Genomic DNA, 16,925 nt, shown 5'->3' on the forward strand with positions numbered 1-16,925 from the left:
TTAACTATTTTAGAAACACTTTTAAATGACCTCCATTGACCAAATCAGAGTGATTGATGAAAAACCCTTTATAACTTTTCCCGTTAAGCTCTATCTTATCGATAGTCCCTTTGCTGTTTCCTACTCGTTCAATAACCAGTTTATTGTTTTTGTAATATTTAGAATCTAACTGAATGGTGATTTTATCAAACATAGGAGCTGTAATGGCATATTTAGGTTCTCCTGGTAATATGGGGTAAATTCCCATCATGGAATAAACCAACCAAGCTGACATGACACCAGTATCGTCATTCCCAGGGATACCATCAGGCGTATTTTTAAAGTATTTTTTTACTAAATCTTGTACCAATTTCTGGCTTCGCCATTCCTCCCCTTTTATATAATTAAACAAATAAGGATAAGCTATATCGGGTTCATTGGCCATATCAAACTGATTGGTATCAAATACTTTTTGCAATTGTGCTGAAAATCCTTGTTCACCCCCCATAAGTTTTATTAAACCTTCAATATCATGTGGCACCATAAAGGCGTATTGCCAGGCGTTACCTTCAACAAACCCTACATTCTCAGTAAAATTAGCTCCTGCTTCGGGGTCGAAAGGCCTGTACCATTTGCCATTTGGTAATCTGGGTCTCAATAATTTTAAGTTTTTATCAAATAATATTCGATAGGAAAGTGAGCGTCCATAAAACCGCTTGTAGTCATCTTTTTTATCTAATGCTTTCGCCATCAATGCAATAGAATAGTCTGCAATATTATATTCTTCGGTTGTTGAAACAGACCCCCCTATATCAGTAGTTAAATAGCCTTTCTCGATATACTGTTTTAAACCGGGGCGCAACGGATTGTTATCAATTTGGTCGGCACTTTTTAGCATGGCCTTATAGGCTTTTTGAATATCAAAATCTTGAATGCCTTTTAAATACGTATCAGCAATAACAATGCTTGCTGGATCGCCAACCATGGTAAAGGTTTCGGTTGAATTTAACTCCCATTTAGGCAACCATCCGTTCTCATCATACATTTGCAACATGCTTTTAACCATATCGGATTGTTGCTTTGGATAAACTAAAGACATGAGTTGGTGCAAATTTCTATACGTGTCCCAAAGTGAAAAAACCGTATAACGTGTACCTTCGGTATGACCTATCTTGCCTGTTTTTATTTCTGGATAATCACCATTGACATCATTTAACGTATTGGGATGAATCAAAGCATGATATAATGCGGTATAGAAGATTGTTTTATCCTCCTCGGTGCCGCCTTCAACCTTAATTCTTGAAAGTAGGGTATTCCATGCATCATAAGTTTCTTTATGTATGGTTTCAAAGGATTTATTTCCAGTTTCCTCTTCTAAATTTTGACGTGCATTTTCAATACTCACATACGAAATTCCTATCTTAACTTCTACCGTTTCAGGCTTTTCAAAATTATAAATGAAATAAGACCCTATACTATCGCCTACAACCATTTTTGTTGTACGTTCCATCAATCGGGTTTTGCCGTTATACCCCATCCATTGTGCTTCTACACCTTCATATTTTGCAGGAGTTTTCCATACACCAAAATTGTCAGCAGGTTTAGAAAATTTGGCAACAAAATAGACTGGATAAGCATCTTCTGGACTATTATAGCAGAAAGAACCAACACTACGCATGCCTTCAATTTCTGTTGAAGACACTATTTTTACCATAGCTCCTTGTTCATTGGTTAACCCTAAACCTAGATTAATTAAAATATTGGATTGTCCTTTTGGAAACGTAAACTTACTGACACCTACTCGTTTTGATGCGGTAAATTCTGCTCTAATATTGTACTTATCAATTTTAGAACTGTAATAACCGGCTCTTGCAAGTTCAAAGGAATACGTAGATCCGTATTTTAAATAATTGGTTTCTAGGTCTCCTGTTGTTGGCATTAATAATATTACGCCTAAATCCGGACAACCAACGCCACTTAAATTGACTTGGGAAAATCCGGTTAAAAAGGTATTTTCATGAACATATGGATTGGATAACCACCGGCTGTCCTTTTCCATGGGTAGATTTTGTGGACCTGCTACGTTAAACGGACTGATACTTGCCATACCCCTTGGCGCAACAGGGCCCGGATAGGTGGCTCCAAAATTAGAGGTTCCGATAAACGGGTTTACATAATCCACTGGTTGTTCCTGTGCTTTGAGAGAGCATACGGCCAAAAGAACCAAGAAAGGACAAACAACAACTCTTTTTATCATAATTATGCGTTATTTATTTAAAATTGCTCAAAGAATAAGGCGCATCCTCTGGGGCACTCGCCCAATTTTTGTTAGGAACATTTCCCATCTGAAATTCTAATGTTCCTCCATTTTGAATAGCCTCATATCTCAAAAAGCTATTTGAATAGGGCTTTCCGTTTAAACTTGCCGACTCTATATAAAAATTATCTTTTGAATTATTACTGGCTTTAATTTCAAACGTCTTTCCGTTTTCTAAATGAAGTGTCGCCTGTTTAAACAATGGGCTTCCTATAACATACTGATTAACCCCAGGGGTAACCGGATAAAAGCCCAACGCACTGAACACATACCAAGCCGAGGTTTGTCCGTTATCTTCATCCCCACAATAACCGTCTGGTGTGGCAGCGTACAATTTGGTAAGCACTTCCCGTATTTTTTCTTGTGCTTTATAGGGTTCCCCAGCATAATCGTACAAATAAATCATGTGCTGAATGGGTTGATTGCCATGCGCATAGTTTCCCATATTTACCACTTGCATTTCCCTGATTTCATGGATGGTTTGCCCATAATAAGAATCATCAAATGTGGGTGGCATTTCAAAAACCTCATCTAGTTTTGAAGCAAATTGTTTTTTGCCTCCCATTAAATCTATCAACCCTTGGACATCTTGAAACACAGACCATGTGTAATGCAGGCTATTACCCTCGGTAAATGCATCACCCCATTTTAAAGGATTAAACGGTGTTTGAAAACTGCCATCTTCATTTTTACCACGCATTAAATTTGTTGAAGAATCAAACACATTCTTATAGTTCATGGATTGCTTGAAATATTTATCTGCTATTTCTGTTTTTCCGAGTTTTTCAGCCATTTCTGCAATGGTAAAATCAGCATAGGCATATTCTAAAGTCCGTGCCACGTTTTCATTAATGCCCACATTGTATGGTACATAACCTAAGGTGTTGTAATAATTTAAACCTTCGCGACCAACAGATTTTACGGGCCGTCTAGCTTCAACCGTTGCGTTTTTTAAAATAGCTTCAAACAACACATTGACGTCTTTTTCTTTAACATTCCCTTTTAAAAAGGCATCCACAATGATGGGTGCTGAGTTTGAGCCAATCATACAATCTCTATGCCCAGGACTGGCCCATTCTGGCAACCAACCAGATTCTTTATATGCGTTTGCCAAACCTTCCATGATATGACTGTTCAAATCTGGGTACATCATATTAAAAAATGGATAGACGGCTCTAAACGTGTCCCAAAAGCCATTGTCGGTAAACATGTAGCCTGGAAGAACCTTTCCGTTATAGGGGCTGTAGTGTACTACTTCATTGTTCTTGTCAAACTCATAGAATTTTCTCGGAAACAACAGAACACGATATAAACATGAATAAAAAGTTCTGATATGGTCTATATTATCATCTTCTATTTGAATTCTATTCAATTCCTTTTCCCAAGCTTGTTTGGCTTTTTCTTTAGTTTGTTCAAATGTGTCGATTCCAATTTCTCTATTTAAATTTAATACTGCTTGCTCAGGGCTAATAAATGATGACGCCACTTTAACATGAACTACTTCTCCTTTTTTTGTCTTAAACCCAATGATGGCCCCCACATGATCTCCTTCGCTGCTTGTTGAATTCTCCATTAATTTCCATCCATCAGTCCATGTATCCGTTATTTCAAAATCCTTGTCAAACTCGGCTACAAAATAGTTATGGAAATTATCAGGAACCCCACCGCTATTGTTTCTACAATAGCCTATAATTTTACGTTCTTCAGGAATGATTTTAACCATAGACCCTTTAAAAAAGGCATCCAGAAGAATATATGAGTTTTCAGATTTAGGAAAGGTAAACTTAAATTGAGAAGCCCTTTCGGTTGGAACGACCTCAGCGGTCACATCATAATCGGCCAAATACACCGAATAATGATAGGGCTTTACAATTTCAGCTTTATGTGAAAACCACGATTCGCGTTCGTCTTCCTGAAATTTTAAATCCCCCGTAACGGCCATTAGCGAAAAAGCTGCATAATCATTAATCCACGGACTGGGTTGGTGTGTTTGTTTAATCCCTCTGATTTTATTTGAATCATATTTGTAAGTCCAACCATCTCCCATTTTAGAGGTCATGGGTGTCCAGAAATTCATTGCCCAAGGTGTTGCAATAACCGGATAGGTGTTTCCGTTTGATAAGCTATAATCGGAATTGGTACCCATCAACGGATTTACAAAATCCACCAAATCAGTATTTTGTACCATACTATTCTCATTGGATTTTTCTTTTACTTGATTACATGACATGTTAATCAATGCCATAAAACACACTAATAATTTAATCTTGTTGTCTAAGCTTTTCATTTAATTGCTTTCTATTACTTGTCCCTTTTCTCTGTATAAATCAACTTCTCCATCCAATTGCATGGCGATTACGGTCACGTCTTGGTCTTGAACGTCTTCTGGCACATCAATATACAATAACCCGGGCACATCGCTCCAATATAATTTTCCAACGACATTAGTTTTTAATTTTGTGCCATTACCTACTACCCAAGCCCTGTTTACTTTGTTTTTCAGGCCTTTTATTAATAATGGCCCATTAGGCTTATTATCTACATACAAATACAAAATCGTTTTATCCTTTGATAAAGCCGTATACCCGTTAAAATGACCAAAAGGAATGCCCGCACGCGTACCATAAATAGCACTTTTATGCTTGTTGGTCCATCGGCCAAGACCTTTTAAAATATCTATTTGTTCTTGCGGAATGATACCATCGGGTTTGGGGCCGATATCCAACAGTAAATTTCCGCCCATACTAATACAATCAACCAAAATGCGAATGATTTGATTGACTGATTTGTAATTTGTGTCGTTGGGTTGATAGCCCCAGGAATTATTCATAGTCATACACAACTCCCAATACTTGCTGTCTGGTTTTGTTATGGGGATGCCTTGCTCTGGTGTAGCATAATCACCATAGCCCTGCAACCTTGAATTGATAATGGTTGTTGGTGTTTTTTCTAATAATAAATCACGGATTTCTTTAGCCTTCCATGTTTCGGCCGATTGTTCCCAGTCACCATCAAACCAATATAAATCAGGATTGAACTTTGTTAACTCTTCTATTTGTCCGAAATTAAATTTGGTGAATTTTGCCCATCGTTTCGCATCATCGGTATATCGTTTTTTATCCCTCAAAAAATTAGGATAATCTGGATGTGACCAATCAAGTAATGAATAATACAACCCCACTTTTAAGCCTTCACTTCGAGCAGCTTTTACAAAAGACGTTAATACATCTCGTTTTGCTGGGGTTTTGTCAACCACATTTAAGTCGCTATATTTGGTGTCCCAGAGGGCAACACCGTCGTGATGTTTTGTGGTGATCACTGTATATTTTGCCCCACTTTCCTTGATGAGTTCTGCCCAATATTCTGGGTTATAATTTGTAGCGGTAAACCCATCTAATTGTTTCATATAATCATCATAGGAAATGTAACCATTATGAAAAGACCAGGATTCGTCAATCCCATTAACAGCATAAATGCCCCAATGGATAAAGATTCCCAATTTGGCATCTTTAAACCAAGCCAGGCGTTGGTCTTTTGACAATTCTTTTTCCTGACCAACCACTTGATGTATTGTCAGAAAACATAAAATCAATATGATCTTTAAATACTTCATTCCTATTAATTGACTAGTATTTCATCTACAAACAACCAAACGCCTCCGCCATTTTTACCTTCTTTTAAATGAGACGCTTTTACCTTAACGTACCTGACTTTTCGTTCTGAAAAACTAATTTTAAAGTCTTTTAAAACAGCTTGGGAATTATCTGCATATGGACGTTCAAGTTTTCCAACCTCACTGTAATTAACTCCATCTTCAGATACCAAAACCTTTAGATGTGTAGGGAAATAAATGCCAGGCCCTTGGTTTTCCATACATCCAACGGTAACACTGCTAATGGAGGTTTCGTTTTCTAAATCTATAACAACTTCCATATCGCTATCCAGCCATCCCTGCCATTGCCCGTCATGGAAGTTTTTTGTACCTCTTAGTGTGTTCACTAAATTAAAACTACCGGCACCTTGATAACTGCTACTGTAAGGGATGGTATAATTTACGTTGTGTGCAACCGCTTTATGGAATGTAATGGTGTCTGTAAAAATTTTGCCAATAGGCTTATTGTCTTCAAATAAAGACGCTTTTATTATAGTGGTTTCTTTAAGTTCTATTGGGTCCTTATATTTTATGGCTGTTTCTTCTAAGTTTTTATCGCCCAAAACATATCTAATATCGGTATTTGGAAATTCATTTTGCAATGTTAAATGAATCGTTTTGTTGGCTAAATCAACTTTGGTGTCAGCGGTTACTAAATAGGCACTTTTTGCATAGTTTACTCCCAAATAATCATAGCGTTTGAACATGGATTTTATTCGAGATGAAAAATCATCCCAGTTGCGCAGTTCCTTGGGGCTCCATAAAGTCTCAGACATGGCCGCCAATCTGGGAAAGATCATATATTCTGAGTGTGTGGTTGTTGGAATGTATTCTGCCCAAAGATTGGCTTGGCCTCCCAAAACGTGTTTTGCTTCTTCAGGACTCATGGAATCTACAACAGGGTCAAATTCATACACTTTACTTAATGGCGTATAGCCACCAATGGCCAAAGGTTCTTCATTTTGTGGTCCTTGATAATGGTCAAAATAGCAATGTGTCCCAGGCGTCATGATGACGTCATGCCCTTGTTCAGAGGCTTCAATACCTCCTGCGGTCCCTCTCCAACTCATTACGGTTGCTTCGGGTGCCAAACCGCCTTCTAAAATTTCATCCCATCCAATTAATTTTTTGCCCTTTGAATTGATATATTTTTCAATACGCTTTACAAAATAACTTTGCAGTTCCTCTACATTTTTCAATCCCTCTGTTTTGATTCTTTTTTGACAATATGGGCAGGTTTTCCAATTGGTTTTAGTGGCTTCATCACCGCCTATATGAATGTATTTTGAAGGAAAGATAGCCATCACTTCATCAAGAACATCTTCCAAAAACTTAAACGTACTGTCCTTTCCAGCACAATAAATATCAGTTATTGGCCAAACGCCTCCAGAAGGCACCCCTATGCGATGGTTAAAACACGATAGCTCTGGATAAGCGGCAATTGCAGAACTTACATGTGCGGGCATTTCTATTTCTGGGATGATCTCCACATTTTTTGTTTGGCCATAAGCTACGATGTCTTTCAAATCCTCTTGTGTCAAGAACCCGCCATAGGTTCCCTTTTGGTTGGCGTCTACGGCCTCTCTTGCATTCCAATGTTTATTTTCTTGGTCTACTCTCCAAGCACCTACTTCGGTTAATTTTGGATATTTTTTTATCTCAATCCGCCATCCTTGGTCATCTACCAAATGCAAATGCAAGACATTCATTTTAAGCATGGCTAACCGATCAATGGTTTTTTTGATGTAATCTGCATTAAAAAAATGACGGGACAAATCCAACATCAATCCTCTGTATTGAAATCGTGGTTGGTCTTTGATGGTTACTACTGGAATTATCCATTCTGTGTTTGAAACCTTATCGTTACTTTCAATCGCTACAGGGAGCAATTGCCTGATGGTTTCCAGCCCGTACAAAAATCCAGCATGATCTTTTGCAGTAATGGTGATATTGTCTTTATTGACTGTTAGTTGATACGCTTCGTCTTTTAAGGTGTCGTCTTTAGTAAATTGAACATAATTGCTATTTGGAACGGTATTGGTGATTTGTGGTTCCCAGCCCGAAGCTTTTTTAAATTTTGAAATCAACGCCTTTGAAATTTCCTTTTGAAAGTCGTCAGCGACCACAAACTTGGTGTTTTCTAAAAACTCAAATACGCCTTCTGAAAGGCTTAGCTCGGCCGGTTTAGGAATTATTTGGATATCTTTTTCTGTAAACACTTTCTGCTTGGCGCAGGAACTGAAAACCGTAACTGCAATAACTACTAAAATTTGATATAATGTCTTCATTGTATTTGTTTTAAAGAGATATTTTTTAAGATATTATGGTTCTTAACTAATTTTTACTAAAAACCTTTTGAAAATCAATCGTATCTATCATGGTCTTGCCAATAGGTTTATTGGCTTTAAACAAGGATGCCTTTAAAATAGCAGTCTCATTAATCTCTATTGAATCTGTATATTTTTTAGCCGTTTCATCTAACGGACTATCTCCCAAAACATAACGAATATCTGCATTTGGTAATTCGCTTTTCAACGACACATAAACCTTCTTGTTATTGGCGTCTACAGTCTCTTTTGAAATTATTGAATACATACTTTTAGCATAGTTTATTCCCAAATAATCGAAGCGCTTGAACATGGTTTCCAATCGATTTGAAAAATCATTCCAGTCTCTTAATTCTTTTGGACTCCATAACGCTTCAGCCATAGCCGTCAATCTTGGAAAAATCATATATTCAGACTGTTCCGTTGTGGGTATGTATTCCGACCAAAGGTTGGCTTGCCCTCCAAGAACAAATTTGGCTTCTTTGGGCGTCATGGTGTCTACAACCGGATCAAATTCATAGACTTTACTGATTGGAATATAACCACCAATGGCCAAAGGTTCTTCGTTTTGGGGGCCTTGGTAATAATCAAAATAACAATGGGTTCCTGGTGTCATAATCACGTCATGCCCCTGTTCTGCAGCCTCAATTCCTCCTTTGGTCCCTCTCCAACTCATTACTGTGGCTTGGGGTGCCAGACCACCTTCCAATATTTCATCCCAGCCTATTATTTTTTTACCTTTTGAATTGACGAATTTCTCTATTCTTTCAACAAAATAGCTTTGCAGTTCATGTTCATCCTTAAGACCTTCTTCTTTCATTCTTTTTTGACAATTGGGACACGTTTTCCAATGAGGCTTTATAGCTTCATCACCACCAACGTGAATATACTTTGACGGGAATAATGGCAGTACTTCACTTAACACATCTTCTAAAAATGTGAATGTGTCTTCTTTACCTGCGCAATAAATATCTTTAAAAATGCCCCATGATTCTTGGACAATCTTGGGGTGTCCATTTTCTTGCTGCTCCTTAGATTTTTTAGACATCATACCATTTGGCACCTCAGTTGGTTCATCAGGAAAACAACTCAAATAGGGATAGGCCGCAATGGCCGCACTGCTATGGCCTGGTAATTCAATTTCTGGAACAATTGTTATCCCTTTTTTGGTAGCGTACGCAACAATATCTTTTATTTGCTCTTGGGTATAGAAGCCTCCATCTCTTTTATTGTCATTTTCACTGCCGGGAAAATGCCCAACAATGGTTCCGTTTCTATAAGCACCCACTTCTGTTAATTTTGGGTATTTCTTAATTTCAATACGCCATCCTTGGTCGTCCACTAAATGTAAATGCAAGACATTCATTTTAAGCATGGCTAGACGATCAATGGTTTTTTTGATATAATCTGTGCCAAAAAAGTGACGGGACACATCTAACATCAATCCTCTATATTGAAAGCGTGGCTGGTCTTTTATGACAAGAGTAGGGATAATCCACTCTGTATTAGAAACAACATCATTACTTTCAATAGCAACAGGTAGTAATTGACGGATGGTTTCCAACGCATAAGCAAACCCGGAATTATCTTTAGCTGTAATGGTTATTCTTTCGTTATTTACATCTAGCTTGTAGGCTTCGTTTTCAAAACTATCATCCACATTAAATTGTACATAATTGCTTTTTGGAGCTAACTCTGAAACTTCAGGTTTCCATCCTGCTGCCTTTTCAAATTTTGAAATCAACGCTTTTGAGATTTCCTTCTGAAAATCATTGGCTACCACAAATTTGGTGGCTTCAGAAAATTCAAAAGCACCTTCTGAAAGTTTTAACTCTGCTGGTTTAGGAATGATTTGGATATCCTTTTCTGTAAACATTTTTTGTTTTTCGCAAGCGAAAAAAACCGTGAGTAAAGTCGCCATTAAAATTTGATGTACTAGTTTCATGTAATGAGTTTAAAGTTGATGTTATTTAATTTAGTGTACTATGTTTTCATTTTAAATTGAGCGGTTAGCCATTGACAGCAAGACGATTAAGGTTCTCTAGTTATCCCATGACATTTTAAATTGGGCATCTTCCATTCTGTTTCCTTTCTCGTCATCGTAAACCGCATAGTTAAATCCAGATCGCAAACTATAACCAGCATGTTCACCATGTTTATTGACGGCGATAAATCCAACTTGTAAATACTCCATGTCTTTGTGGTTTTTGTGTTTGTTGTAAATGCGTTCCACTACTTCTTTACAAGCCTCAAAAGGTGTTCTTCCATGACGCATCAATTCAACTACCATAGCGCTTCCCGCCGTTCTCATGACCGCTTCGCCTAAACCAGTTGCGGCCGCTCCACCAACTTCGTTATCTAAAAATAACCCGGCTCCTATAATGGGTGAATCACCTACTCGCCCATGCATTTTCCAAGCGGCTCCACTGGTGGTACAGCCCCCAGAAATGTTGCCATCATCATCAATCACCAACATACTGATGGTATCATGGTTTTCAATGTTTATAACGGGTTTGTATTTAGATTCTTCTAACCACTTTTTCCAGTCTGCCTCAGATTCTGGCGTTAATAGATTTTCTTTTTTAAATCCTTCTTCCAAAGCAAATTGCAAAGCGCCTTCACCAGATAACATGACATGCGGTGTATTCTCTAAAACCCGTTTTGCTACCGAGATAGGATGCATAATACCTTCTAAAAAACAAACCGATCCGCAATCGCTGTTATGGTCCATGATACAGGCATCTAAAGTCACTTTGCCTTCTCTATCAGGATAACCACCATACCCAACACTTCTAATCTTAGGATCAGCTTCAGGGATTTTCATGCCTGCTTCAATGGCATCTAGGGTGGGTTTACCCTCTTTTAATTGTTTCCAAGTTTCTTCATTGGCCGGTAAGCCATGGTTCCATGTAGAAATAATCAATGGTTTTTTTTGAGCGTTTATGATAGCAGGTGCGCCTTCTGACTCGCTTTTAGCAACGTCTTTACAACTAAACAGTGTACTGACTCCAATGGTTCCTAAAGCGGTTGTTTTTATAAAATCTCTTCTGTTTGACATAGAATTGTTTTTAATTATAGATTTTTGAGGACAAAGCCATATTGGCTTTTCTGTTTTTATTTGGAGTATTTCCCATGGTAAAAACCAAGTCGCCTCCTTGTAAAATGTCTTGATGTGTGATATAATTTCTATCTATTTCTTTTCCATTGAGGCTAACAGATTGTATATAGATATTGGCATTACTGTTGTTGATTGATTTGATGACAAAGGTGTTGCCGTTCTCTAAATTAATGGTAGCCTCATCAAACAACGGCGACCCAAAAGCATACACCCCTTGTGCCGGGTTAACGGGGTAGATGCCTAAGGAACTCAGGACATACCAAGATGACATTTGTCCGCAATCTTCATTACCGCATAGTCCATTGGGTTCATTTTTATATTGGGTCTTTAAAATGTCCCTGACCAATTTTTGGGTTTTCCATGGCTTGTTAATATAGTCATAAAGATAGGCTACATGATGACTCGGCTCGTTTCCATGAGCATATTGACCTATCATTCCGGTACTGAATATGGGAAGTTTGTCTTCTGGTAGTGGATTTAAAGAAAACATACTGTCCAACTTTTTTTCAAAAGCATCGTTGCCCCCAACCGCTTGTATTAAGCCTTCTATGTTTTGAGGAACCGACCAAACATATTGCCACGCATTGCTTTCACAGAAATAAGGGGTGTATTCTTTAGGGATGAATTCTTTTATAAAATGGCCATTCGCCAATTTGGGACGCATGAATGTACTTTTTGAATCGTAAACGTTTCGCCAATTCTCAGAACGATTTAAAAAATAGTTATAATCGTCTGTTTTATTCAGTGCTTTTGCAAATTGGGCCACGCACCAATCGTCATAAGCACACTCCAATGTTTTTGAAACCGACCAGTTTTCATTGTCTTCATCAGCGGGAACATAGCCTAAGGTTTTATAAGTGTCCAATTGTCTGGAATTAACCATAGAGCTTTCTTTGCATGCTTGATACGCCAACGCAACATCAAAGTTTGTAATGCCTTTAAAATAAGCATCTACAATCACTGGAATGGCATGATTACCAATCATCATATTGGTTTCGTTCCCTTGCATGGACCAAACGGGCAACAGCCCAGTTTCCTTGTAATGTGACAATAAGGAATTTATCATATCCGATACGCGCTTTGGATGCATAATGGTGTATAATGGATGCGCCGCTCGATACGTGTCCCATAGTGAAAAGGTATCATATCTATCAAAACCCTCTGCATTCATAATGCTGTCATTCGCGCCTTTGTATTCACCATTATAATCACTTAACAAAGTGGGCGCCAACATAGATTGATAGAGCATGGTGTAAAAGATGGTCTTTTGATTGTCATCAGACGATTTAATCCTTATTTTTTGAAGTTCCTTCTCCCAAATAGCGTTTGCTTTTTCCTTGTAGGCTTCAAAATTAAAATCGGGTGCTTCTGTTTCAAGAGATTTGTAAGCGCCTTCTATTGATGCTGTGGAAAGTCCCGTTTTTAAAATAATAACTTCATCATCCGTAGTAGTATAATTCAATATGATTTTTGAATTTTTAGCTTCAACCGGATTTGTTGCCAGTGTATCATTTTTAAAAATCTGGTACGATTTAAATGGTTTTGATAATTTGATAGCAAAATAAACACGTTGGTCTCTAGCCCAACCTGTGGATTTTCTGTACCCTTCAATAGTTGTGCTGTCCACTACATGAATATAGGTATCTGTTGGTGCATCCCAATTTAAGGCATAACCTAAATCGATATGAATTTGTGACAAGCTATCTTTTGGAAAGGTATATTTATGAATACCCGTTCTTGCTGTAGTGGTAAGCTCTGCCTTGATACCATAATCCAATAAATTGACTTTATAATACCCTGGTAAGGCTTGTTCAGAATTATGGGAAAATCTGGAAAATGGCTTGTAGTTGTTATCTGCTATCCGTTTAGAAAACCTACTATTGGTTGGCATCACTAAAATATCATACAAATCGCCTGCACCGGTACCCGATAAATGCATATGTGAAAATCCGGAAATAATCGAATCCTGATAAAAATAGCCTGCAATTCTGTCCCAACCGGGAATACCAATATCTGGACTTAATTGTACCATCCCAAAAGGAACGGTTGCCCCAGGATATGTATTCCCAGGGCCATCTGTTCCAATAAACGGATTGACGTAATGTGTAAAATTAGTTAGGTTTACATCTTTAGATTGCTCGCAATTAAATAATAGCGATACAAAAACTAAATATATAAAACCATATTTACCCATTACCTCCTCTTTATTTTAAACTAGTTTTTGTTTCTTTTATGGTATTTAAATACTCATCAGACAAGGCGTTTCCATCAAAAAAGGCAACACCTTTAGCGCCGTTTTCCTTGGCTAACAAAATGGCCTCTTTAAGTTGTTCTTTAGACTCTAACCCCGGAATATAAATACCTGTATTCAACTTGGTTTCTTTCGCTTTTAAATCGGAAACTCCTTGTTTTGTGGCAAAGGCAATCCAATCCAAGCCTTCATTATAAAAGTTATGATAAATCATGGGGTATACTTCGTCAATGTCCCATTTGTCCCAACGTTGACGTACCATATGATCGGCCATTTCTGGATAAGGGAATACAGCAGCCGTTAATATTTTACCGTGCTCATGAGCAATTTCATAAGCATGGTTTACAACATTTCTAATTTGATTTAAACGAAATTGTTTCCATTCAATATCAATTTCAGGATGTTCCATTTTTCTAGGGTCTCTACCAAATTTTTCAATAAAAGCATTAACACTGGCATCGGAATAATCAAAGTCGAAATCTGGTAATTCCGTGTTTTGAACTAGGTCGTACTTAGGTAATAATCCCACTGGCAAAAACACATCAGGATACCGGATGTAATCTAAATGAATACTTTTAACGCCATCTACTTTTGCCAAGCCTTCCAGCAAATCATAAATATGTTGCCGCGCTTCAGGATTACTAGGAGATAACCATTGATAGTAATCTACATACGGGCGATCATCAAAACATGATTTTCCGCTTCTACTCACCATATACCAATCTGGATGCTGCAAAGCAACAGAATCTCCGGGTCTATTCATGGTCATAATCCAAGCATGGACTTTTAAACCTGCATTAGTCGCAAGAGGCACCAATCGTTTTAAAAGTTCTGGGTCTGTATTGGTATTTATTAAAACCTCATCAATTCCTGCATTTTTATATTTTTGAAATTCAGCCACATAATCTTCATTCGATTTTTTTGCGTTTGCAGTAGTCCACACTCCAAAATTAAAGGCTGGTTTTGTTTCTTCTTTTGTTGTTGGTTTTGTTTCTTTATTAGCACATGAAAATAGGCTAATTGCTAATAGTAGTAATACTAATTTTGATAGTTTCATAATAGTCTTATTTTGATATGATTTTTCCATTTTCTTTAATGATTAGGGTTTTATTTGAAAAAGGACTCTTGATTGAAATATTGAATCCAGTTGCGTGATTTTCCATTATAGGTTTTAAGGGTTTATCATCAACAGAAATAGATGCTTTTGAGATACTGTCCAATGACGTTGCCCAAGATTCGTGATCTTTATAATACGCTTTTTGTGCTTTATACAAACTATACAATTCCCATTTTACCTTTTCTTCTTTTGGGATTGTAAATACATCTTTATTTCCTACCTCTTTTGAAGAAAAATACACATAACCCCATTTTTCTGGTTCGTGCATATTAATGACGCCTATTGGTGACCAGACCCAATTGTACTCTGGAAGAAACTTTCCGTTTTCGTCTTTTTTGCGCGTATATTTTCCATTTGTTATGTCATGTTGCCAGTTGACTCTTGAGAAATCTACTCTCCAAAATTGGTCTCTAGGAACATTATCTTGGTAATACGATGTTTTGTAAGCCGCCCAAGGAATGGCTAATTCTACTTGCCAACCTTCATCTGTATCTGATGGATTATTGATGGTGCCGTTTATCTTTATTGCCGATTTTAACCCTGTTAATGTCCAATCATTTAGTACTACGTTTCCTTCTTCTCTGTATGGCTTATTGATAAACAAATCCCAAACGGTATTTAATGCGTTCATTTCTAATTCGTAATAATTATAGGTGTCGCCATCCGGATCTATAAATACCTCGAAATCGTTGTTGTAAAAAATTATGGTATCACGTTGTTTTAAAGTTGCCCAAACATGAGGTTCTTCCAGTTTTGCTAGGATATAAAAATAGGTGTCATCCCAAAGCATTTTAACTTGTGTCTTGTATTTGGGTTGTTCTATGCCTTCTATATCAATAAAAGCATCTGACCATTGTGCTTTATTCCATGATACTTCAGAATCATCACCGTCAATAATCATTTTTTCCGAAGTATTATACGCAACATACGTTCTTGGTGTGATGTCCTTGTTTGATTGCGCACACCCAAACAAGGATATTAAATTTACTGCTATTAATACTGTCTTAAACTTGTTTTGCATGCTTATTTATAAACTGTTATTTTTTGTGAACTCAATGACTTCACTTAATTTTCCAAAAGCCATCGCAACAACCGTATCTGCTGCGCCGTAGTATACAACTAGCTTATCTTCTTTTATATCATGTAAGGCTGCACATGGAAATACCACGTTAGGTACATCACCATTTTGCTCATAAGAAACAGCTGGCCCCAATAAGTAAGGTTGTGTTCTGTACTTCACTCTATCAGGTTGATTTTCATCTAAGATAGCCGCACCCATGGCATAACGGAATCCGTTACAGGTAGTTATAACACCATGATATAACATCAGCCAGCCTTCATCAGTTAAAATTGGGATTGGGCCTGCCCCTATTTTGGTACATTGCCATGCACTGTCTTCAAACGGTGCCGCTTTCATAACGCAACGATGTTCTCCCCAATATTTCATATCTGGACTATAACTAATGTAAATATCACCAAATGGTGTATGTCCATTATCGCTTGGTCTGCTTAACATGGCATATTTTCCGTTTATTTTCTGCGGAAACAACACACCATTTCTGTTGAAAGGCAAAAAGGCGTTTTCACACTGAAAAAACTCCTTGAAATCAAATGTGTAGCCAATACCAATTGTTGGACCGTGATAACCGTTGCACCAAGTGATCCAATAGCGATCTTCAATAAACACAACACGCGGATCGTATTTATAATCAGAATCTATCATATCTGTATTACCAGCTTGCATGACAATAGGTTCATGATTGATTTCCCAATCAATTCCATTACTGCTAAAACCTGCAAAAATATTCATCTGCACCGCTTTGTTATCACATCTAAAAACACCCGCAAACCCGTCACCAAAAGGTACCACAGCACTATTAAAAATACTATTTGAAGATGGTATAGCATATCTGTCAATAATTGGATTTTCAGAATACCGCCACATGACGTCATTACTGTTTTTGGGTTTATCTTGCCAAGGAATATTACTCACTTTTTTGTTGTTTAATTGTTTTTATTTTTCTTTATAAATTTAGGTTATACTGGCTAATCTGGAAGCATTTTTACCTTATCCAGCCACGTATATTTTAAAATGATTGAGGTAACCAAAAAAACAAATAATGAAACCAGTGTTTTTGGATAATCTCTAATTAAAAGAAATATA

The 16,925-nt window shown here is 37.3% G+C and carries 10 protein-coding genes; all 10 read right to left on the reverse strand.

Annotation, left to right across the window (positions count from 1 at the left end):
• Positions 1 to 4: 4 nt before the first annotated feature.
• The 10 genes from IEW94_RS08990 to IEW94_RS09035 all read right to left on the reverse strand — a co-directional run bounded on the left by IEW94_RS08990 (position 5) and on the right by IEW94_RS09035 (position 16,754).
• Positions 5 to 2,236: a GH92 family glycosyl hydrolase gene (locus IEW94_RS08990; protein WP_188652151.1), complete on the reverse strand. Its 2,232-nt coding sequence runs from the start codon at positions 2,234 to 2,236 to the stop codon at positions 5 to 7.
• A 13-nt stretch (positions 2,237 to 2,249) separates the two neighbouring features.
• The gene (locus IEW94_RS08995) at positions 2,250 to 4,583 is read right to left on the reverse strand and encodes a GH92 family glycosyl hydrolase (protein ID WP_262890516.1); all 2,334 of its coding nucleotides are present in this window, start codon (positions 4,581 to 4,583) and stop codon (positions 2,250 to 2,252) included.
• Complete coding sequence (locus tag IEW94_RS09000; protein ID WP_188652153.1) at positions 4,584 to 5,909, reverse strand: alpha-L-fucosidase; 1,326 nt, start codon at positions 5,907 to 5,909, stop codon at positions 4,584 to 4,586.
• 5 nt (positions 5,910 to 5,914) lie between these two features.
• Complete coding sequence (locus tag IEW94_RS09005) at positions 5,915 to 8,236, reverse strand: glycoside hydrolase family 20 protein (RefSeq protein ID WP_188652155.1); 2,322 nt, start codon at positions 8,234 to 8,236, stop codon at positions 5,915 to 5,917.
• Positions 8,237 to 8,282: 46 nt separating this feature from the next.
• Positions 8,283 to 10,220, reverse strand: a complete 1,938-nt coding sequence (locus IEW94_RS09010) for a beta-N-acetylhexosaminidase (RefSeq protein ID WP_188652157.1) — start codon at positions 10,218 to 10,220, stop codon at positions 8,283 to 8,285.
• Between the two features lie 96 nt (positions 10,221 to 10,316).
• Positions 10,317 to 11,333, reverse strand: coding sequence for a glycosylasparaginase (locus IEW94_RS09015; protein ID WP_188652159.1), 1,017 nt, complete (start codon positions 11,331 to 11,333; stop codon positions 10,317 to 10,319).
• 10 nt (positions 11,334 to 11,343) lie between these two features.
• Positions 11,344 to 13,587: a GH92 family glycosyl hydrolase gene (locus IEW94_RS09020; protein WP_188652161.1), complete on the reverse strand. Its 2,244-nt coding sequence runs from the start codon at positions 13,585 to 13,587 to the stop codon at positions 11,344 to 11,346.
• A gap of 10 nt (positions 13,588 to 13,597) precedes the next feature.
• The gene (locus IEW94_RS09025; protein WP_188652163.1) at positions 13,598 to 14,701 is read right to left on the reverse strand and encodes a family 10 glycosylhydrolase; all 1,104 of its coding nucleotides are present in this window, start codon (positions 14,699 to 14,701) and stop codon (positions 13,598 to 13,600) included.
• 7 nt (positions 14,702 to 14,708) lie between these two features.
• Positions 14,709 to 15,782 carry a carbohydrate-binding family 9-like protein gene (locus tag IEW94_RS09030; RefSeq protein ID WP_188652165.1) on the reverse strand — a complete coding sequence of 358 codons (1,074 nt, stop codon included), beginning with the start codon at positions 15,780 to 15,782 and terminating at the stop codon, positions 14,709 to 14,711.
• 6 nt (positions 15,783 to 15,788) lie between these two features.
• On the reverse strand, positions 15,789 to 16,754 hold the full coding sequence (locus IEW94_RS09035) for a glycoside hydrolase family 130 protein (RefSeq protein WP_188652167.1): 966 nt from the start codon (positions 16,752 to 16,754) through the stop codon (positions 15,789 to 15,791).
• Positions 16,755 to 16,925: the final 171 nt, after the last annotated feature.

Source organism: Yeosuana aromativorans (assembly GCF_014646655.1).
GTDB classification, from domain to species: domain Bacteria; phylum Bacteroidota; class Bacteroidia; order Flavobacteriales; family Flavobacteriaceae; genus Yeosuana; species Yeosuana aromativorans.

Excerpts from the sequence above, each read along its gene's own strand:
- IEW94_RS08990 (WP_188652151.1), bottom strand. The coding sequence starts at position 2,236 with ATGATAAAAAGAGTTGTTGTTTGTCCTTTCTTGGTTCTTTTGGCCGTA.
- IEW94_RS08995 (WP_262890516.1), bottom strand. The coding sequence starts at position 4,583 with ATGAAAAGCTTAGACAACAAGATTAAATTATTAGTGTGTTTTATGGCA.
- IEW94_RS09000 (WP_188652153.1), bottom strand. The coding sequence starts at position 5,909 with ATGAAGTATTTAAAGATCATATTGATTTTATGTTTTCTGACAATACAT.
- IEW94_RS09005 (WP_188652155.1), bottom strand. The coding sequence starts at position 8,236 with ATGAAGACATTATATCAAATTTTAGTAGTTATTGCAGTTACGGTTTTC.
- IEW94_RS09010 (WP_188652157.1), bottom strand. The coding sequence starts at position 10,220 with ATGAAACTAGTACATCAAATTTTAATGGCGACTTTACTCACGGTTTTT.
- IEW94_RS09015 (WP_188652159.1), bottom strand. The coding sequence starts at position 11,333 with ATGTCAAACAGAAGAGATTTTATAAAAACAACCGCTTTAGGAACCATT.
- IEW94_RS09020 (WP_188652161.1), bottom strand. The coding sequence starts at position 13,587 with ATGGGTAAATATGGTTTTATATATTTAGTTTTTGTATCGCTATTATTT.
- IEW94_RS09025 (WP_188652163.1), bottom strand. The coding sequence starts at position 14,701 with ATGAAACTATCAAAATTAGTATTACTACTATTAGCAATTAGCCTATTT.
- IEW94_RS09030 (WP_188652165.1), bottom strand. The coding sequence starts at position 15,782 with ATGCAAAACAAGTTTAAGACAGTATTAATAGCAGTAAATTTAATATCC.